This is a genomic window from Rhizobiales bacterium NRL2, assembly GCA_001664005.1.
Lineage (GTDB): Bacteria > Pseudomonadota > Alphaproteobacteria > Minwuiales > Minwuiaceae > Minwuia.
Window position 1 is genome coordinate 4,471,341 of the sequence record CP016093.1, and the last position, 17,897, is coordinate 4,489,237.

The 17,897-nt window shown below is 68.1% G+C and carries 19 protein-coding genes and 1 pseudogene; 13 read left to right on the forward strand and 7 right to left on the reverse strand.

Going from position 1 to position 17,897, the window contains the following annotated elements:
* The first annotated feature begins 70 nt into the window (after nucleotides 1–70).
* From TEF_20915 to TEF_20935, 5 genes are all read left to right on the forward strand, one after another.
* A complete protein-coding gene (locus tag TEF_20915; GenBank protein ID ANK83647.1) occupies nucleotides 71–706 on the forward strand; it encodes a methyltransferase type 12 in 636 nt (211 codons plus the stop codon).
* Nucleotides 703–1,347, forward strand: coding sequence for a methyltransferase type 12 (locus TEF_20920; GenBank protein ANK82987.1), 645 nt, complete (start codon nucleotides 703–705; stop codon nucleotides 1,345–1,347). The genes TEF_20915 and TEF_20920 overlap by 4 nt, the downstream gene beginning before the upstream one ends.
* The gene (locus TEF_20925) at nucleotides 1,344–2,342 is read left to right on the forward strand and encodes a hypothetical protein (GenBank protein ANK82988.1); all 999 of its coding nucleotides are present in this window, start codon (nucleotides 1,344–1,346) and stop codon (nucleotides 2,340–2,342) included. The genes TEF_20920 and TEF_20925 overlap by 4 nt, the downstream gene beginning before the upstream one ends.
* A gap of 93 nt (nucleotides 2,343–2,435) precedes the next feature.
* Nucleotides 2,436–2,996, forward strand: a complete 561-nt coding sequence (locus tag TEF_20930) for a hypothetical protein (GenBank protein ANK82989.1) — start codon at nucleotides 2,436–2,438, stop codon at nucleotides 2,994–2,996.
* Nucleotides 2,997–2,999: 3 nt separating this feature from the next.
* Nucleotides 3,000–3,590 carry a hypothetical protein gene (locus TEF_20935; protein ANK82990.1) on the forward strand — a complete coding sequence of 197 codons (591 nt, stop codon included), beginning with the start codon at nucleotides 3,000–3,002 and terminating at the stop codon, nucleotides 3,588–3,590.
* A 53-nt stretch (nucleotides 3,591–3,643) separates the two neighbouring features.
* Here the strand turns inward: TEF_20935 and TEF_20940 are convergent, their stop codons facing one another.
* The gene (locus TEF_20940) at nucleotides 3,644–4,153 is read right to left on the reverse strand and encodes a single-stranded DNA-binding protein (protein ID ANK82991.1); all 510 of its coding nucleotides are present in this window, start codon (nucleotides 4,151–4,153) and stop codon (nucleotides 3,644–3,646) included.
* Between the two features lie 239 nt (nucleotides 4,154–4,392).
* On the opposite strand from TEF_20940, the pseudogene TEF_20945 reads away from it, so the two are divergent.
* From TEF_20945 to TEF_20955, 3 genes and pseudogenes are all read left to right on the forward strand, one after another.
* Nucleotides 4,393–7,283 (forward strand): annotated as a pseudogene (locus TEF_20945) (excinuclease ABC subunit A).
* A 31-nt stretch (nucleotides 7,284–7,314) separates the two neighbouring features.
* On the forward strand, nucleotides 7,315–8,121 hold the full coding sequence (locus TEF_20950; protein ID ANK82992.1) for a short-chain dehydrogenase: 807 nt from the start codon (nucleotides 7,315–7,317) through the stop codon (nucleotides 8,119–8,121).
* 24 nt (nucleotides 8,122–8,145) lie between these two features.
* Nucleotides 8,146–8,700, forward strand: a complete 555-nt coding sequence (locus TEF_20955; GenBank protein ID ANK82993.1) for a hypothetical protein — start codon at nucleotides 8,146–8,148, stop codon at nucleotides 8,698–8,700.
* A 177-nt stretch (nucleotides 8,701–8,877) separates the two neighbouring features.
* Here the strand turns inward: TEF_20955 and TEF_20960 are convergent, their stop codons facing one another.
* From TEF_20960 to TEF_20970, 3 genes are read right to left on the reverse strand one after another with little or no spacing between them, the layout of a single operon-like run.
* Nucleotides 8,878–9,792 carry an epimerase gene (locus TEF_20960; GenBank protein ID ANK82994.1) on the reverse strand — a complete coding sequence of 305 codons (915 nt, stop codon included), beginning with the start codon at nucleotides 9,790–9,792 and terminating at the stop codon, nucleotides 8,878–8,880.
* Between the two features lie 7 nt (nucleotides 9,793–9,799).
* Nucleotides 9,800–10,168, reverse strand: coding sequence for a hypothetical protein (locus TEF_20965; GenBank protein ID ANK82995.1), 369 nt, complete (start codon nucleotides 10,166–10,168; stop codon nucleotides 9,800–9,802).
* 36 nt (nucleotides 10,169–10,204) lie between these two features.
* On the reverse strand, nucleotides 10,205–10,555 hold the full coding sequence (locus TEF_20970) for a hypothetical protein (GenBank protein ANK82996.1): 351 nt from the start codon (nucleotides 10,553–10,555) through the stop codon (nucleotides 10,205–10,207).
* Between the two features lie 195 nt (nucleotides 10,556–10,750).
* On the opposite strand from TEF_20970, the gene TEF_20975 reads away from it, so the two are divergent.
* From TEF_20975 to TEF_20985, 3 genes are all read left to right on the forward strand, one after another.
* Entirely contained in the window at nucleotides 10,751–11,599 is an 849-nt protein-coding gene (locus TEF_20975; protein ID ANK82997.1) for an AAA family ATPase, read from the forward strand.
* 256 nt (nucleotides 11,600–11,855) lie between these two features.
* Nucleotides 11,856–13,034: a VWA domain-containing protein gene (locus TEF_20980; protein ANK82998.1), complete on the forward strand. Its 1,179-nt coding sequence runs from the start codon at nucleotides 11,856–11,858 to the stop codon at nucleotides 13,032–13,034.
* Between the two features lie 92 nt (nucleotides 13,035–13,126).
* The gene (locus TEF_20985; protein ID ANK82999.1) at nucleotides 13,127–14,056 is read left to right on the forward strand and encodes a hypothetical protein; all 930 of its coding nucleotides are present in this window, start codon (nucleotides 13,127–13,129) and stop codon (nucleotides 14,054–14,056) included.
* A gap of 7 nt (nucleotides 14,057–14,063) precedes the next feature.
* Here the strand turns inward: TEF_20985 and TEF_20990 are convergent, their stop codons facing one another.
* A complete protein-coding gene (locus TEF_20990; GenBank protein ID ANK83000.1) occupies nucleotides 14,064–14,495 on the reverse strand; it encodes a hypothetical protein in 432 nt (143 codons plus the stop codon).
* A 109-nt stretch (nucleotides 14,496–14,604) separates the two neighbouring features.
* On the opposite strand from TEF_20990, the gene TEF_20995 reads away from it, so the two are divergent.
* Both TEF_20995 and TEF_21000 read left to right on the forward strand, forming a co-directional pair.
* On the forward strand, nucleotides 14,605–15,168 hold the full coding sequence (locus TEF_20995) for an XRE family transcriptional regulator (GenBank protein ANK83001.1): 564 nt from the start codon (nucleotides 14,605–14,607) through the stop codon (nucleotides 15,166–15,168).
* 13 nt (nucleotides 15,169–15,181) lie between these two features.
* Nucleotides 15,182–15,733 (forward strand): acetyltransferase, encoded by a 552-nt coding sequence (locus tag TEF_21000; GenBank protein ID ANK83002.1) that lies wholly within the window; start codon nucleotides 15,182–15,184, stop codon nucleotides 15,731–15,733.
* 161 nt (nucleotides 15,734–15,894) lie between these two features.
* Here TEF_21000 and TEF_21005 read toward each other — a convergent pair whose 3' ends face one another.
* Both TEF_21005 and TEF_21010 read right to left on the reverse strand, forming a co-directional pair.
* Nucleotides 15,895–16,914, reverse strand: a complete 1,020-nt coding sequence (locus TEF_21005; protein ID ANK83003.1) for an ABC transporter ATP-binding protein — start codon at nucleotides 16,912–16,914, stop codon at nucleotides 15,895–15,897.
* Nucleotides 16,911–17,894, reverse strand: a complete 984-nt coding sequence (locus TEF_21010; protein ANK83004.1) for a methionine ABC transporter ATP-binding protein — start codon at nucleotides 17,892–17,894, stop codon at nucleotides 16,911–16,913. The genes TEF_21005 and TEF_21010 overlap by 4 nt, the downstream gene beginning before the upstream one ends.
* Nucleotides 17,895–17,897 lie beyond the last annotated feature (3 nt).

Genomic DNA, 17,897 nt, shown 5'->3' on the forward strand with positions numbered 1-17,897 from the left:
TGAAACGAACGTGAGGACCGCCGCCCGCCGTGGGCCGCCGCCGCCGACCGAGCCGGCCTGCCCGGTCTGCCTGTCCGCGCGAACCGCGGTCCTGCTGGCAGTGGACGGGCGCGACTACTGGCGATGCCGCGATTGCGAGGCCCGCTTTCTCGATCCGGCTCAGCTGCCGGCGCGCGCGGCCGAGCGGGCCTATTACACAGGGCACCAGAACGACGTTGGCGATCCGAGCTACCGGCGTTTTCTCTCGAAGCTGGCGCTGCCGCTGCTCGACCGTCTGGAGTCCCCGTCGGCCGGACTCGACTATGGCTGCGGGCCGGGCCCGGCTCTCGCCGCGATGTTCCACGAGGCCGGTCACGAAGTGGCGCTCTACGATCCCTTCTTCGCGCCCGATCCGACAGTGCTCGAAGACGTCTACGATTTCGTCGTCTGCAGCGAGACGGCGGAGCATTTTCACCGGCCGGCGGAAGAGTTCCGCCGGCTGCGCCGGCTCGTACGGCCCGGGGGCTGGCTCGGCATCATGACGTGTTTCCAGACGGACGACGCGCGCTTCGCCGCCTGGCACTACCGCCGGGATCCGACCCATGTCGTGTTCTACCGCGAATCGACCTTCCGCCATCTCGCCGACAGCTGGGGCTGGTCCTTCCGCACGCCCGTCAAGGATGTCGTCCTGATGCAGCGGCCCGAGCCGGGGAATGACGGCGAATGACCACCTTGCTGCATACGCAACGGCTGGATTCGGTCTGCGCCGCCATCGACGAGAGCGGGCCCGCCAGCCTCGTCGATCTGGGCTGCGGCGACGGCGATCTCCTCGTGCGACTGGCGCGGAATTCCGGCATCGGACGGCTGGTCGGGATGGATCTGTGTCCCCGGGCGCTGGACCGTCTGAGGGAGAGACTGAAGACCGAGGCGGACGGCGCCGGGCGGATCGAAGTCCGTATGGGTTCGATGCTGGAACCCCAGACGGACCTGCGGGGGTTCGACTGCGCGGTGCTGCTGGAGACCATCGAGCATATCGAGCCGGAACGGCTGTCGAAGCTGGAGCGCGCAGTGTTCCACGACCTGCGCCCGAAGACCGTCATCGTGACGACGCCGAACGTCGAGTACAACGCCATCCTCGGCGTGCCGGCCCGCCGCTTCCGCCATCCGGGCCACCGCTTCGAATGGCCTCGGGCCAGGTTCCGGAAATGGGGCGCCAGGGTCGCCGGAAGCGCCGGCTACCAGGTCGAATTCCGCGATATCGGAGGCGTTCACCCCGAGTTGGGGGGCGCCAGCCAGATGGCGGTTTTCCGGTCGGACGCGCATGATGCGTTGGCGCGGCGGAATCCCGGCGGTAGCTTGGACGCATGAATGCCATCGACCCGATTCAGGCGGCGCGCTGGGACGCGGCGCGCGAACTGCACCACCGCTACTTCATCGGCCTGATCCTCTTCGTCCTGCAGAAGCACGGTACGGATGCCGCAGCCGAGATGATGAAGCGCACCTTCGAGCGCCAGCGGGGGCAGAAGTTCCTGCAATCCATCGAGAAACTCGGCCTTGCCGGCCTGCCGCCGGCCGAGACGGCGGCGAAGTTCCTCTATCTCGCCAACAAGCTGGGCGGTGTGCTGGTCGAATGCGCCGTCGAGAGCCCGGAAAAGGCCTGGATCCGCTATCCCACGCCGCGCTGGATGTACGACGGCACGGCGATCTGCGCCATTCCGCCCGAAGTCTCGACCGCGCCCATGCGCGGCTTCCACAGCCAGATCGGCGCCACCCTCGGCGTCGAGAGTCTCGGCTATGTCTGCGTCGGGCAAACGGCGGAGGGCCACCCGGGCCTGGAAGGGTTCTTCATCGACCGGGGCCGGCCGCTGGCGCCCCATGAACGACTCAGTTTCGAGCCGGACCACCCCCGGCCCGACTACGACCCGGCGCAATTCCCGACGGTCGACTGGCCGGAAGACCGGCTGCTGAAGGTGAAACGCAACTACGCCGTCACCTATCTGACCAACGCCCTGCCGGCGCTGATCGAGGTGCTCGGCGCGCGCGACGCCGGGGAGGCCGGCCACGGCGCCGGGGTCAGGATCGGCCTGCACTACTATGGCAAGCTGCGCGATATCATGGGCGAGTCCGGCGACTTCGGCGATTTCCTGCTGGCTCTGCTGTCCGGGATGGACGAGGCGGCCGGGCGCGAGGACGCCCATACGGTCGCGCAGACCGGCTGGCGCACCATGCGCGGCCGGGAGGACCAGTTCGATCCCCTGCTGCGCGCCTGGTCGGGACTGATCGAGGGTTGTCTTCTGGTCCACGACCGCACCCGGCGCTTCCGCGTCGAACGCGACGGCGAACGGATCGTCTGGCGGTTCTGATCCGCGGCGCCGCGCCACTTGACCCAGATCAAGCCTGCGGCGGCCGTCCCGTGATCTATTGTCCATCTGAACCCTGTAAAATGGAGGTGGGCGATGATCCTCTCGCCACGCAATGGCGGCATCCTGCTGGGTGTCGTCTTCTTCGCCGCGGTCCTGCTGGTGAAGCCCATCGGCGTCTCGACCCAGTTCGTGATCCTGGACGGCATGATCTGGGACCTGTTCGCGCCTGAAATCGTCGTCGTCGACGAGACGGCGAAGAGCGGCTACGCCAGCCCCAACGCCTATCTCGACAAGAGCGGCGGGAGCTATGCGAAGAATGTCGCCAACCCGCTGAACTACAGTTTCGTCTTCGTCATCGCGATGATGGCCGGCGCCCTCGTCTCGGCGCTGCTTCGCGGCGGCGTCGGCCGGGAAGAGCGTACGATGCCGGCGGTCTGGCGCGCCAACTTCGGCGACTCTCCGGCGAAGCGCTACACCGCGGTCTTCGTCGCCGGATTCATCGTGCTCTTCGGCGCCCGCCTGGCCGGCGGCTGCACCTCCGGCCACATGATGAGCGGCATGATGCAGACCGCCCTTTCCGGCTACGTCTTCGCCGCCGGCGCCTTTCTCGCCGCGATCCCCGTGGCCCTCATCCTGTTCCGCAAGGAGGCCTGAGCCATGACCGAGATGCTTCTCGCCATCGTCCTCGGCGCGGCGTTCGGCGCCACGCTGGACCGGATCGGCGCCACCAATCCCGGCTACATCATCCGCATGCTGAACCTGACCGAAACGCACCTGATGAAGACCATCTTCACCGGCATCGGCGTCGCATCGGTGCTGCTGTTCGGGGGCCTGCTGCTCGGCGTGGTCGACCCGGGCCACCTGTCGGTGAAGTCGGCCTATGCCGGCGTCTTCATCGGCGGCCTGCTGCTCGGCGCGGGCTTCGCGGTCGCCGGCTACTGCCCCGGGACAGGGCTGACGGCGCTGGCCACGGGGCGCAAGGACGCACTGTTCTTCGCGATCGGCGGTCTCTGCGGTGCGGCGGCCTACATGGTGAGCTACGAGGACTTCGCCGGCAGCGCGATGCTGGCCGACATCGCCGGCGGCAAGACGACCCTGGGTCTGATCGAGGGCGCCGGCTACCCGGCGCTGTTCGAGAGCCTGAGCGGCGAGATCGTCGGCATCGTCATCGGCGTCGTCTTCATCGCCATCGGTCTGCTGCTGCCGCACCGTCTGGCCGGCAAGCCACGGTCGATCGCCGCGGAATAGCAGACCGGCAACCGGGGCCGGACACCGCAGTCCGGCCCCATTTCGTGCCGTCCCTAGAACGGAATTTCGTCGTCCAGGTCGCTGCCGCCGCCATAGTCGTCGCGGCCGCCGCCGCTACCGCCGCCGGCGCCGCCACTGCGGCCGCCGCCACCGTAACCGCCGCCGCCATCGCCATAGCCACCGTCATCGCCGCCACCGCTGCCGCCACCGCCGCCGCGGCTGTCGAGCATCTGCAATTCGCCCCGGAAGCGGTTGAGCACGACCTCGGTCGAGTAGCGGTCCTGGCCCGACTGGTCCTGCCATTTCCGGGTCTGGAGCTGGCCCTCGATATAGATCTTGGAGCCCTTCTTCAGATACTGCTCGGCGACGCGGGCAAGGTTCTCGTTGAAGATCACCACGCGGTGCCATTCGGTGCGCTCGCGGCGTTCGCCCGAGTTGCGGTCGCGCCACTGCTCGGACGTGGCGAGGCGCAGGTTCACCACCGGATTGCCGTCGTTCATGCGGCGCACTTCCGGGTCGGCGCCCAGATTGCCCACCAGAATGACCTTGTTCACCCCTGCCATGTTCAGCCCTCCGCGCCGGAATCGATTCTGCCCCGAGTCTTAGCCCCTCGCGGCGGCGGACGCCACCGGCTTGCGACTGTCGGCGAAGGGGGCGGCTGATCGGCGCACGCCGCAGCCGGGGCGGTCCAAATCCGGCTGCACGCCCTATATTGTGCGGAGACGCGCCGAGGGTCTGGTCTGGCCCGGCGAGGCGCGATAGGTTTTCCATTCGTTCCGCTTTTTCCGGCAGATGGTGTTTCATGCAGAAGGTCATCAGTGTCCGCGGCGCCCGCGAGCACAATCTGAAGGGCATTGACGTCGACATTCCCCGCGACCGGCTGGTGGTGATTACCGGGCTGTCCGGTTCGGGCAAGTCGTCGCTGGCCTTCGACACCATCTACGCCGAAGGGCAGCGCCGCTATGTCGAGAGCCTTTCGGCCTATGCGCGCCAGTTCCTGGAGCTGATGCAGAAGCCCGATGTCGACCACATCGAGGGACTGAGCCCGGCCATTTCGATCGAGCAGAAGACGACGTCGAAGAACCCGCGCTCCACCGTCGGCACCGTGACCGAGATCCACGACTACATGCGCCTGCTCTGGGCCCGGGTCGGCATCCCCTATTCGCCCGCCACGGGGAGCCGATCGAGAGCCAGACGGTCAGCCAGATGGTCGACCGGGTCATGGCGATGGAGGAAGGCACACGGCTCTATCTGCTGGCGCCCATGGTGCGCGGCCGCAAGGGCGAGTACCGCAAGGAGTTCCGGGATCTCAGGAAGGGCGGCTTCCAGCGCGTCAAGGTGGACGGCGAACTCTACGACATCGAGGACGTGCCGGCGCTCGACAAGAAGCTGAAGCACGACATCGAGGTGGTGGTCGACCGCATCGTCGTCCGCGACGACATCGCCACCCGCCTCGCCGACAGCTTCGAGACCGCGCTGGCGCTGGCCGAGGGCATCGCCATCGCCGAGAACGCCGACGGCGGCGAGCGAACCGTCTTCTCGGCCAAGTTCGCCTGCCCGGTCTCCGGCTTCACCATCGAGGAAATCGAGCCCCGGCTGTTCAGCTTCAACAATCCCTTCGGCGCCTGCCCGGCCTGCGACGGCCTGGGCACGGAGATGTATGTCGACGCCGACCTCGTGGTCCCCGAGAAGGACCTGAGCCTGCGCGCCGGCGCCATCGCGCCCTGGTCGAAAACCACGTCGCCCTACTACATGCAGACGCTGGACAGCATCCTGCGCCATTTCGGCCAGTCCATGACCACGCCCTGGGAGGAACTGCCCGAGGCGGTGCGGGACGTGATCCTGTTCGGTTCGGGCAAGGAGCAGATCGAGTTCCGTTATGATGACGGCCTGCGCAGCTACAAGACCGCCAAGGGCTTCGAGGGCGTCGTCCGCAATCTGGAGCGGCGCTGGCGCGAAACCGATTCGGCGCGCATGCGCGAGGAGATCGAGACCTATCAGGCGAAGACTGCCTGCTCGGTCTGCGGCGGCTACCGGCTGAAGCCCGAGGCGCTGGCGGTGAAGATCAACGGCCTGCATATCGGCCAGGCCTCCGAATTCTCCATCAAGGGGGCGGCGGAGTGGTTCGGCGGGCTGGAGCCGAAGCTGACCCCGAAACAGCGGGAGATCGCCGAACGTATCCTGAAGGAAATCAACGAACGCGTCGGCTTCCTCAACAATGTCGGCCTGGAGTACCTGACGCTCAGCCGCAATTCCGGCACGCTGTCGGGCGGCGAGAGCCAGCGGATCCGCCTGGCCAGCCAGATCGGGTCCGGCCTGACCGGCGTGCTCTACGTTCTCGACGAGCCCTCCATCGGCCTGCACCAGCGCGACAACGGCCGCCTGCTGGAGACGCTGAAGAACCTGCGCGATCTCGGCAACACGGTGATCGTCGTGGAGCACGACGAGGAAGCCATCCTGTCGGCCGACCACGTCATCGACATCGGCCCGCTGGCCGGCGCCCATGGCGGCGAGCTGATCGCCGAGGGCACGCCCGAGCGGATCATGCAGACCGAGGCCTCGATCACCGGTCAGTATCTCGCCGGCATCGCCCAGGTGCCGGTGCCGCAGCGGCGGCGGGAGGGCCATCGCGACCGCTTCCTGCGCATTGTCGGCGCCACCGGCAACAACCTGAAGAACGTCACCGCCACCCTGCCGCTCGGCGCCTTCGTCTGCATCACCGGCGTTTCGGGCTCGGGCAAGTCGACGCTGACCATCGAGACCCTGTACAAGGCCCTGGCGCGGCGGCTGCACGGCGCCAAGGCCGCGCCGGCGCCGCATCAGCGCATCGACGGGCTGGAGTGGCTGGACAAGATCATCGACATCGACCAGTCGCCCATCGGCCGCACCCCCCGCTCCAACCCGGCGACCTATACCGGCGCCTTCTCGCCGATCCGGGACTGGTTCGCGGAACTGCCCGAGGCCAAGGCCCGCGGTTACAAGCCCGGGCGCTTCAGCTTCAACGTCAAGGGCGGGCGCTGCGAGGCCTGCCAGGGCGACGGTCTGATCAAGATCGAGATGCACTTCCTGCCCGACATCTACGTCACCTGCGACGTCTGCAAGGGCCGGCGCTACAACCGCGAAACCCTCGACATCCTGTTCAAGGGCAAGTCGATCTCCGACGTGCTGGAGATGACCGTCGAGGAAGGCCAGGAGTTCTTCAAGGCGGTGCCGGCGGTGCGCGAGAAGCTGGACACGCTGATGCGGGTCGGGCTCGGCTACATCAAGATCGGCCAGCAGGCGACGACGCTCTCGGGCGGCGAGGCCCAGCGCGTGAAGCTGGCCAAGGAGCTGTCGAAACGAGCCACGGGCCGCACGCTCTACATCCTCGACGAGCCGACCACGGGCCTGCATTTCGAGGACGTGCGGAAGCTGCTGGAAGTGCTGCAGACGCTGGTCGACAGCGGCAACAGCGTTCTGGTGATCGAGCACAACCTGGAGGTCATCAAGACCGCCGACTGGATCGTCGACATCGGCCCGGAGGGCGGCGACGGCGGCGGCGAGATTGTCGCCTGCGGCACGCCCGAGGAGGTCGCGACCGTCGCCGAGAGCCACACCGGCCGCTATCTGGCCGAGGTGCTGGCCCGGCGTGCGTCGAAGGCGCTGCCGGCGCCGAAGAAGGCGAGGACGCGGAAGCGGCGCAACGCCGCCTGAAGCAGGCCGCGGTGCGGCGGAGGGGAACAAGATGGCGGATACCGAATCCTTCGGCCTGGAGGGCAAGGCGGCGCTGGTCGTCGGCGGCGGCGCGGCGGGCGACGGCATCGGCAATGGCCGGGCGGCGGCGATCCTGCTGGCCCGCGCCGGCGCGCGCGTGATGGTCGCCGACCGCGACGGGACGCTGGCCGAGCGCACGACGGAAATGATCTTGAGCGAGGGCGGCGAGGCCCGCGCCTTCGAGGCCGACGCCACCGACGAAGCACAGTGCGAGGCCATGGTGCGGGCGACGCTGGACGCCTTCGGCCGGCTCGATGCCCTCGACAACAATGTCGGCATCGGCAGCCGCGGCAGCGTCGTCGCCACCAGCCAGACCGACTGGGAGCGGGTGATGCGGGTCAACGTGGAAACCATGTTCCTGGTCTCGAAACACGCCATCCCGGCGATGATCGACAGCGGCGACGGCGGCGCCATCGTCAACGTCTCGTCGATCTCGGCGCTCAGGCCGCGCGGTCTGACCGCCTATTCCGCCTCCAAGGGCGCGGTGATCGCGCTCACCCGGGCCATGGCGGTCGACCATGGACCCGACGGGGTCCGGGTGAACTGCGTCGCGCCGGGGCCGGTCTACACGCCCATGGTCTATGGCCGCGGCATGAGCGAGTCAGCGCGCGCCCAGCGGGCGAAGGCCTCGCGGCTGGGCATCGAGGGCACGGGCTGGGACGTGGGCCAGGCCGTGCGTTTCCTGCTGTCCGCCCAGGCGCGCTATGTCACCGGCCAGACGCTGGTGGTGGACGGCGGGGTGACGCTGACCGGGCCGGAACGGGATTCGGCCGGCTGAGGCAGCCAGAGGGGGGACCGGAAAATGGCGCGCGTGAAATACCTGACGAAAGATGACCTGGCAGAGGACGACAGGCCGCTGCTGGAGCGTTCGGGCATCAACCTGTTCCGGGCATTGGCCAACAATCCGTCCGCCGCGCGGGCCTTCGCCCGCCTGGGCAACCACATCCGCAACGTGAGCGAGCTGGACGGGCGGATCCGGGAACTGGCCATCCTGACCGTCGGCTGGCTGGCGCGCTCCCCCTACGAGTGGTCGCATCACATCAGGATCGGCTACGACTTCGGCGTCAGCGATACGGATATCGAGGGCCTGATCGCCGAAGCGGAAGGCTGTGAAAGCGAACTCGATCCGCTGGCGAAGCTCGCCTGCCGGGCAGCGCGGGAGATGACGCTGGACGGCGCGGTCGCGGACGCGACCTTCAGGGCCCTGGAGGATCATCTGGGCCACGACCTGATCATCGAACTCGTGCTGGCCGTGGCGACCTACAATGCGGTCGTCCGCATCCTCGGCAGCCTGCAGATCGACGTCGAGGACGCCTACATGCCCTATCTCGAGCGCTTCCCCCTGCCGGAGAAGTAACTGCCGCCAGCGGAGAATATGATCTGACTGAATCGCCGCGGATCATTTCTTTGTCATGCCCGCCTCCGTGCGGGCATCCGGTGAACTATTGACTCGCGGCGAAGCCGCACCGGACCCCCGCACAGGGCGGGGGTCACAGGCCGGGCGGGTGGCTCTCCAGTCAGATGCTGGACGACATCAATGGCTCTCCAGCGTCAGGCGCAGACCGCTGCGGAAGTCGGTCTCCGCGGGGACGTTGAAGGCGGCGTCGGCTTTCGCGGGATCGCCCAACGAGGTGCGGATGTCACCGGCGCGCGGCTCGGCGAAGGTGATGTCGGCTTCGGCGTCCGACAGCTCCGCGATCGTGTTCGCCAGATCCAGCACCGAGGTCTTGCGGCCGGTGCAGACATTGAAGACCGTCCCCTCGCCGCCGCCGCCGTCCATCGCCGCCAGCAGGTGGCGCACCACGTCGCCGACATAGACGAAGTCCCGGACCTGCTCGCCGTCGCCGAAGATCGTGATGCCCTGACCGGCGCGGATGCGGTCGGTGAAGATGGCGATGACGCCGGAATAGGGCGACTTCGGATCCTGGCGCGGCCCGAAGACGTTGAAGAAGCGAAAGCCAGTATTGGGCACGCCGTGCACGCCATGGGCGACGCGGCCGTGCAGCTCGCAGCCCAGCTTGTCGGCGCCATAGGCCGAGAGCGGCCTGGTCCGTGCGTCCTCGTCCAGCGGCACGTCGGGGTTGTCGCCGTAGACGGCGGCCGAGGAGGCGTAGATCACCGGCCGGCCGCCGGCCTGGCGGGCGGCGTCGAACACCGTGATGGTGCCGGTCAGGTTGGTGCGGTGGCTGGTCACCCATTCCTCGGTGCAGCGCTGCACCGAGGCCACGGCGGCGAGGTGGAAGCAGCCATCGGCCTTTTCCATCAGCCGCCGGACCAGCGCGGCGTCGGCCACGTCGCCCTCGACGACCTCCGCCTCGGCGGGTGCGTTCTCCCGCTTGCCCGTGGACATGTCGTCCAGGATCGTCACCGCGTCGCCGCGCGCGGCCAGGGCGTCGCAGAGATGGGAGCCGATGAAGCCGCAGCCGCCGGTCACGAGCCAGTGCGCCATGGCCGGATCAGCCTTCCAGCGTCCGGCGGACGGCTTCGATGAACTCGTCGACCTGGATCGGTTTGGGCAGATAGGCGTCGGCGCCCGCCGCCCGGATCATCTTCTGGTCGCCGGCGGTCGCCATGGTGGTGACGACGATGATCGGCACGTCGGCGAGCTTCGGATCGGCTTTCATCTTCTGCACCAGGTCGAGCCCGGAAACGCCGGGCAGCATGATGTCCATGATGATCAGGTCCGGCCGCTCCTCCTCGGCCAGCGCCATCGCCTCATGGCCGTCATCGGCGGTGACGATGTCGCAGTCGAGCTTCTGCAGCGCCGACGCATAGACTTCCTGGACAAGCATGTTGTCCTCGACCACCAGAATACGCTTGTTCATACGCTTCCCTTTTCTCCCCTCGGCGGCGTCCGGCGTTCACGGCAGGCCGGGAAACGTCTCGCGGATGGCCGCCGCCGTCTCCGGCGCCAGCGCAATCAGCGCGCGGGCGTGCTCCAGCGCCGCATCCTCGCGCCCCTCCTTGACCGCGAATTCGCATTCGCTCGCCTTGTCCCTCATCGCGCCCAGCCCCACAGAGCCGGAACTGGAGGTCAGATCGTGAGCCTGCTGGCGCACCTGGGCCATGTCGCGGGCCTCGACGCCCTGGCGCAGCAGGCCGATCTTCTCCTCCATCTGCACGAGATACTTTCCGAGCAGCATCCCGACCATCTCGTCGCCCAGGGTCTGCCTGAGCGCGCCGAAGGCCGCCGCGTCGAAATGTTCGGTCATGACCAGTCACCCCCCGGAACGAATCAAGCCGGCCGCACCGGTACCGGCCGGCAAGCTACAGCAAGTGCCGCGCCAAGGCGAGCGGCCGCATGGCGCATGCGCGCCGCCCGCGCCGGCAGGCTTGATCGTACCCGCGAGTAGACCTAGTTTGCCGGCCAGCTACCGAAGGAACCAGATGACGGGGATGGAGTGAACATGCGTTTCGAAGGCACCAGCACCTACGTGGCGACCGAAGACCTGATGGTCGCGGTGAACGCCGCCGCTACCCTTGAACGGCCGCTGCTGATCAAGGGCGAGCCCGGCACCGGCAAGACCATCCTGGCCCACGAGGTCGCGAAGGCTTTCGACACCCAGCTCATCGAATGGCACGTCAAGTCGACCACCAAGGCGCAGCAGGGTCTCTACGAGTACGACGCCGTCAGCCGCCTGCGCGACTCCCAGCTCGGCGACGAGCGGGTCAACGACATCCGCAACTACATCAAGCGCGGCAAGCTCTGGGAGGCCTTCACGGTCGAGAAGCGCCCCGTGCTGCTGATCGACGAGGTCGACAAGGCCGACATCGAGTTCCCCAACGACCTGCTGCTGGAACTCGACCGCATGCAGTTCTACGTCTACGAAACCGGCGAGACGGTGGTCGCCAAGCAGCGCCCGCTGATCATCATCACCTCCAACAACGAGAAGGAGCTGCCGGACGCCTTTCTGCGCCGCTGCTTCTTCCACTACATCCGCTTCCCCGACGACGACACCATGCGGGAGATCGTGGACGTGCACTATCCGGGCATCCAGCGCGAGCTGGTCTCCGAGGCGCTGCGCATCTTCTACGACATCCGCGACGTCCCGGGCCTGAAGAAGAAGCCCTCGACCTCGGAACTGCTCGACTGGCTGAAACTGCTGATGTCCGAGGATCTGCCGGCCGAGACGCTGAAGTCGCGCGATCCGAAGAAGCTGATCCCGCCGCTGCACGGCGCGCTGCTGAAGAACGAGCAGGACGTGCACCTGTTCGAGCGGCTGGCCTTCCTCGCCAAGCGCGAGCAGAACAAGTAATGTCGGCTGGGGCGAAGTCGCCGGCCCCCGGGCCGGCATGCTTCGCTCCCATGACGGATCATGCGAAATCCGCCCTCGGGGCGGCCCTGCGGACGGATTTCACGATTTCGGCCGGCCGGCGGCGTCGCCGCCGGGACAGGCGCGAAACAAGTTGGTCGACGCGGCGCAGAGCCGCCTCAAGCCGCGTCGACGCCGGATTGACTGGCAGGAAAGTACACCGAGCGCAGCGAGGGACTTTCCGCCAGGGGAGGATGCCGTGTTCGTGAATTTCTTCCTCGAGCTGAGGCAGCACAAGGTGCCGGCGACGCTGCGCGAGTACCTGACGCTGCTGGAGGCGATGAAGCAGCACGTCACCGACTACCGCGTCGACGAATTCTACTACCTCGCCCGCGCCACGCTGGTGAAGGACGAGAAGAACATCGACAAGTTCGACCAGGTCTTCGGCAAGTGCTTCAACGGCCTCAACTTCGTCTCCGCGGAGGAGACCCACGAGATCCCCGAGGAGTGGCTGGAGAAACTGGCCGAGAAGGTGCTGACGCCCGAGGAAATGGCCGAGATCGAGGCCATGGGCGGCTTCGAGAAACTGATGGAGGAGCTGAAGAAGCGCCTCGAGGAGCAGAAGGGCCGCCACCAGGGCGGCAACAAGTGGATCGGCACCGCCGGCACCTCCCCCTTCGGCGCCCATGGCTACAACCCCGAGGGCGTCCGCATCGGCCAGAAGGAGAGCCGCCACCGCCGCGCGGTGAAGGTATGGGACAAGCGCGAATTCAAGAACCTGGACGACGACGTCGAACTCGGCACCCGCAACATCAAGGTGGCGCTCCGGCGCCTGCGCCGCTTCGCGCGCGAGGGCGCGGAGCTGGAGCTCGACCTGCCCAACACCATCAAGTCGACCGCCGACAACGCCGGCTATCTCGACATCAAGATGGTGCCCGAGCGGCGCAACACGGTGAAGGTGCTGCTGCTGCTCGACATCGGCGGGTCGATGGACGACCACATCCGCACGCTCGAGGAGCTGTTCTCGGCGACCAAGACCGAGTTCAAGCACCTCGAATACTACTACTTCCACAACTGCCTCTACGAGAAGCTGTGGAAGGACAACCGCCGCCGCCACACCGAGTTCGTCGACAGCTGGCAGGTGCTGCACACCTTCCCCGCCGACTACAAGCTGATCTTCGTCGGCGACGCCACCATGAGCCCCTACGAGATCGTCTATCCCGGCGGTTCGGTGGAGCACTGGAACGAGGAAGCCGGCGAGGCCTGGATGCGGCGCTTCCTGGACGTCTACCACAAGGCGATCTGGCTCAACCCGGTGCCGCAGAAGTACTGGGACTATACGCCGTCGATCAAGCTGCTCCAGGACCTGATGGGCAACCGGATGTTCCCGCTGACCCTCGAGGGCCTGGAAGACGGCATGAAGGAACTGTCGAAGTAGGCTGACGGTCCGCCGGTTGGCAGGGCCGCCGGCGCTCGCCACATCCGTGACCGGAGCGATCCGGACACGGAGACCATCCCATGCAGAGATTGATGATTTCAGCCGCCGCCGCGCTGCTGACGCTCGCCTCCGCGGGCGGAGCCGCCGCGCAGGATCAGGGAACCGCCTATCGCTGCGGCGACGTGGATGTCGACCTCCAGCGGACGGACAGCGGACCGGAGATCATGATCGGCGATGAGCGCCGCCAGCTCATCCGGGTGCGGTCGGCCTCGGGCGCGCGCTACGAGTCAGCGGGCGGCGGCGAGCCGGTACTGTTCTGGGACAAGGGCGCCACGGCGCTGCTCAAGGTCGGCGCCGCGGAGACCCTGGACTGCCGCCGCGCCGAACACGGACCCTTCCTGCCCTTCGAGGCCAGGGGACAGGAACCGGGCTGGCTGCTGGAGATCACGGCGGACCGCCTCCGGCTGGAGGCCGACTATGGCGAGCGCACCGTCACCATGCCGACGCCGCCGCCCGAAACCGGCCCCGGTGTCCGCACCTACCGCGCCGCCACGGAAGACCACGCGCTCGATATCCGCATCGACGACCGGCTCTGCCAGGATTCCATGGCCGGCACGCCCTATCCGAAGACGGTGACGGTGACCCTCGACCATGAGACCTGGGAGGGCTGCGGCGGCGAGCCGCGCGATCTGCTGGTGGGCGCGCGCTGGGCGGTGACGGCGCTGGCCGGAGCCGATTCCGTGGGCGAGCGACCGCCGTCGATGATCTTCGACCGCGAAGGCCGTCTCTACGGGCAGGCCGGCTGCAACGCCTACACCACCAGCTACGACCTGAACGGCCCCGAGTTCTCCACCGGGCCGGTCGCGGCGACGAAAAAGGCCTGCGCCGGGCCTCTGATGGAAACGGAAAGCCGTTTCCTTCACCTGCTGGGCGAGGTCCGCGGCTACCGGATCGGCGAAGACCGCGTCCTGGTCCTGGACGCGGGTCAGGCCGGAGAGATCACCGCGCGGCGCACGGAATGAGCCGCACTCATCCCGTTTTCGCGGGCGGCAGGGCGTAGGAGCCGGTGATGTGGGCGACCATGTCGTCCTTGCCCTCCGAATAGATCGCGACCTCGCCGACGGCCAGCCGCCGGCCCAGCTTCATCAGCCGGACGTCGGCGATGAGATCGGCGCGTTCCGGCTTGCTGAGGAAGTTCACCGTGGCGTTGGCGGTCACCGCCATCGCGGCCGCCTCGGTTCCCAGGTCCGCCAGCACGGCGATGTAGAGCCCGAGATCGGCGAGCCAGAACAGCGTCGGCCCGGAGACCGTGCCGCCGGGGCGCAGATTGTCCTCGCCGATCGGCATGCGCACCCGCGCCTTGCGGCCGCCGGCCTGCTCCACGCGCAGGTTGAGGTCGGCGATCTGGGGGAAGGCCTCGGCCAGAAAGGCCTCGATCTCGCGGGGGGTGGCTTCGGGCACGGACGCTCTCCTCTGCTGCGGCGCGCGGAGGGGACCATTGGCCCGGCGGCCGGTCAAGCGCCTGAATGCGGGCTTGCGTCTGTCCCATTTTCAGGATTTATTCCCGAATATGGGAGGACAGGATACCGATCTGACACTGCGCCTGGCCGGACGGCTGAAACGCCTGCGCGGCGAGCATGGCCTGTCGCTGCAGGAGCTGGCGGCGCGGAGCGGCGTCAGCCGGGCGACACTTTCCCGCCTGGAGAACGCCGAGGTCAGCCCGACAGCCGAGGCGCTGGGCCGGCTCTGCGCCGCCTACGGCCTGCCGATCTCGCGGTTGATGACCATGGTCGAGGACGACTGGCGGCCGCACATGAAGCGCGGGGAACAGCCGGTCTGGACCGATCCGGACGCGGGCTTCGTGCGCCGTTCGGTCTCACCGCCCGCGCGCGGCCTGGCCGCCGAGGTGATCGAGTGCGAGCTGGCGGCGGGCGCGGAGATCGCCTACCCGTCCCCGCCGGTCGCCGGGCTGGAGCATCACCTGGTGATGCTGAACGGCGCGCTGGAGATCGAGCACGAGAACGCCGCCTGGCGGCTCGGACCCGGCGACTGCCTCCGCTACCAGCTGCACGGCGCCAGCGCCTTCCGCACGCCCGCCGGCAGCGGCGCCCGCTACATCCTCGTCGTCGTCTGAGAAGGAAACGGACATGGAAGGCATCAGGATCGAGGAGGTCGACGCGGCCGGGCTCCAGGCGCGGCTGGACGGCTTCACCGAGGTGCTGCACGCCGCCGTCCAGGCCGGCGCCAACGTGAACTTCATCTGGCCCTTCCCCCGCGAAGAGGCCGAGGCCTTCTGGAGGATGAAGGTGCTGCCGCCGCTCCGGGCCGGCGGACGCATCCTCTGGGCGGCGCTCGACGGGGAGCAGGTCTGCGGCACGGTGCAATTGCTGCTCGACATGCCGCCCAACCAGCGCCATCGCGGCGAGGTCACCAAGCTGCTGGTTCATCCCGGCTGGCGGCGGCGCGGCATCGGCCGGGCGCTGATGGCGGCGCTGGATGCGAAGGCCGCGGCGCTGGGCAGAACGCTGGTGACGCTCGACACCCGGACCGGCGATGCGGCCCAGCCGCTCTACGCGGCCGCCGGCTACCGGGTGGCGGGCGAGATCCCGCGTTTCGCCATGACGCCCGAGGGCGGGCGCTACGACGCCACCACCTACATGTACAAGCTGTTCCCGGCGGACCGGCAGAACGCCAGGTGACCGATTGAATCGGTCCTGGCCCTTCGGTGTCATGCCCGCCCCCGTGCGGGCATCCGGGCCATTTTCAAAGTTGCGGCGAAGCCGCTCCGGACCCCCGCACTGAGGCGGGGGTGACGCGCAGCGCAAGTGGCGGTCAGGTCAGGTGCGGAACCGGTCCGGCGTCAGGCGCGCTCGCCCCAGGGCGGCAGGCGGCCTTCCTCGACGGCGTGGCAGGCGACCATGGACGGCCCGGCGTGGATCGCATTCGGCACTTCGACGCGGCAGCGGTCATTGGCCAGCGGGCAGCGCGGATGGAACGGGCAGCCGGGCGGCGGATCGATGGGGCTCGGCACCTCGCCGGCGACCGGCGTGCGCGCGCGTCCCGACATTTCCAGGTCCGGGATGGCGTCCAGCAGCATGCGCGTATAGGGGTGCCGGGGCTCGGTGAACAGCGTGTCCGTCTCCGCCCACTCCACCAGCCGTCCGAGGTACATGACGCCGACGGTGGTGGAGACGTGATAGACCACGGCCAGGTCGTGGCTGATGAACAGGTAGGTCAGGCCGAGCTCTTCCTGCAGATCCTTCATCAGGTTCAGGATCTGCGCCTGCACCGACACATCGAGCGCCGAGGTCGGCTCGTCGCAGACCAGGAACTCGGGCTCGCCGGCGAGCGCCCGTGCGATCGAAACCCGCTGGCGCTGGCCGCCGGAGAACTCGTGCGGATATTTGGCCCCGTCCTTCGGGCTGAGGCCGACCTGGGAGAGATGCTCGCCCACCCGGCGGCGGATTTCCGCCTCGCCGGTCGCCAGCTTGAGATGGCGGATCGGCTCGGCCACGATGTCTTCGACCCGCCAGCGCGGATTGAGCGAGGCGTAAGGGTCCTGGAAGATCATCTGCATGCGCCGCTGGGCCGACGGGTTACGCCGCCGCGCCCGGTCGCCGGCCACGTCCATCCCGTCGAAGGTGAGCCGGCCCGCCGTCGGGTTGTAGAGACCGACCACCAGGCGGGCGACGGTGGACTTGCCGCAGCCCGACTCGCCCACCAGGCTGAAGGTCTCGCCACGCCCGATCTCGAAACTGACGCCGTCGACGGCCTTCACGAAGGCCTTGGGCCGGCGCTCGATCACCCGGTTGAGCCAGGGCGGCGAGACGTCGAAATGGCGGACCAGCCCCTCGACCTCGAGCAGGACGTCGTCGCTCATACCACGCCCTCCTCGACCGGCTCGTGCAGCCAGCACGACGCGTCGTGGCGCCCGTCGCCCATCAGGTCGGGCCGGACGGTATGGCATTTGAACATCACCTTCGGGCAGCGCGGGTGGAAGGCGCAGCCGTTGGGAATGTCGGTCAGGCGCGGCATGGAGCCGTCGATCTGGGTGAGCTTGCCGACGCGGCTGCCGAGCGCCGGAATCGCGCCCATCAGCCCCTCGGTATAGGGATGCTTCGCCCGCTTGATGACGTCCTGGACGGGGCCGATCTCGGCCACCCGTCCGGCATACATCACCGCCACGCGGTCGGCGGTCTCCGCGATCACGCCCATGTCGTGGGTCACCAGCATGACCGAGGTGCCGTGCTCGGCGCAGAGCCGCTTCAGCAGGGTGATGATCTGGGCCTGGATGGAGACGTCGAGGGCCGTCGTCGGTTCGTCGGCGATGATCAGCTTCGGCTCCGCGCACAGCGCCAGCGCGATCACCACCCGCTGGCGCATGCCGCCGGAGAACTGGTGCGGATAGTGATCGATCCGCTCCTCGGCGGCGGGGATGCCGACTTCCTTCAGCAGGTCCAGGGCGCGCTGGCGGGCCTGCCGGTCGGTGAGGCTGGTGTGCGTCTGGATGGTCTCGACCAGTTGTTCGGAGACCTGGTAGAGCGGATTGAGGCTGGTCAGCGGATCCTGGAAGATGGCGCCGATTTCCTTGCCCCGGACGCGCCGCATCAGCTCGTAGGGCAGATTGTCGATACGCCGGCCGTTGAGCAGGATCTGGCCTTCGGCGATACGCCCGGGCGGCTCGATCAGGCCGATGATCGCCGCGCCGGTCATCGACTTGCCGGCGCCGGATTCGCCGACGACGCCCAGCACCTCGCCCTCGTCGATGGTCAGCGAGATGTCGTCGACGGCCACCAGCGTGCCGCGGCGGGTCGGGAACTCGACCCTCAGATTCTTCACTTCCAGAACCGGCGTCGCCATCGG

Excerpts from the sequence above, each read along its gene's own strand:
- TEF_20970 (ANK82996.1), bottom strand. The coding sequence starts at position 10,555 with ATGACCGAACATTTCGACGCGGCGGCCTTCGGCGCGCTCAGGCAGACC.
- TEF_20935 (ANK82990.1), top strand. The coding sequence starts at position 3,000 with ATGACCGAGATGCTTCTCGCCATCGTCCTCGGCGCGGCGTTCGGCGCC.
- TEF_20975 (ANK82997.1), top strand. The coding sequence starts at position 10,751 with ATGCGTTTCGAAGGCACCAGCACCTACGTGGCGACCGAAGACCTGATG.
- TEF_21005 (ANK83003.1), bottom strand. The coding sequence starts at position 16,914 with ATGAGCGACGACGTCCTGCTCGAGGTCGAGGGGCTGGTCCGCCATTTC.
- TEF_20995 (ANK83001.1), top strand. The coding sequence starts at position 14,605 with ATGGGAGGACAGGATACCGATCTGACACTGCGCCTGGCCGGACGGCTG.
- TEF_20985 (ANK82999.1), top strand. The coding sequence starts at position 13,127 with ATGATTTCAGCCGCCGCCGCGCTGCTGACGCTCGCCTCCGCGGGCGGA.
- TEF_21010 (ANK83004.1), bottom strand. The coding sequence starts at position 17,894 with ATGGCGACGCCGGTTCTGGAAGTGAAGAATCTGAGGGTCGAGTTCCCG.
- TEF_20955 (ANK82993.1), top strand. The coding sequence starts at position 8,146 with ATGGCGCGCGTGAAATACCTGACGAAAGATGACCTGGCAGAGGACGAC.
- TEF_20930 (ANK82989.1), top strand. The coding sequence starts at position 2,436 with ATGATCCTCTCGCCACGCAATGGCGGCATCCTGCTGGGTGTCGTCTTC.
- TEF_20925 (ANK82988.1), top strand. The coding sequence starts at position 1,344 with ATGAATGCCATCGACCCGATTCAGGCGGCGCGCTGGGACGCGGCGCGC.
- TEF_21000 (ANK83002.1), top strand. The coding sequence starts at position 15,182 with ATGGAAGGCATCAGGATCGAGGAGGTCGACGCGGCCGGGCTCCAGGCG.
- TEF_20960 (ANK82994.1), bottom strand. The coding sequence starts at position 9,792 with ATGGCGCACTGGCTCGTGACCGGCGGCTGCGGCTTCATCGGCTCCCAT.
- TEF_20920 (ANK82987.1), top strand. The coding sequence starts at position 703 with ATGACCACCTTGCTGCATACGCAACGGCTGGATTCGGTCTGCGCCGCC.
- TEF_20950 (ANK82992.1), top strand. The coding sequence starts at position 7,315 with ATGGCGGATACCGAATCCTTCGGCCTGGAGGGCAAGGCGGCGCTGGTC.
- TEF_20940 (ANK82991.1), bottom strand. The coding sequence starts at position 4,153 with ATGGCAGGGGTGAACAAGGTCATTCTGGTGGGCAATCTGGGCGCCGAC.
- TEF_20965 (ANK82995.1), bottom strand. The coding sequence starts at position 10,168 with ATGAACAAGCGTATTCTGGTGGTCGAGGACAACATGCTTGTCCAGGAA.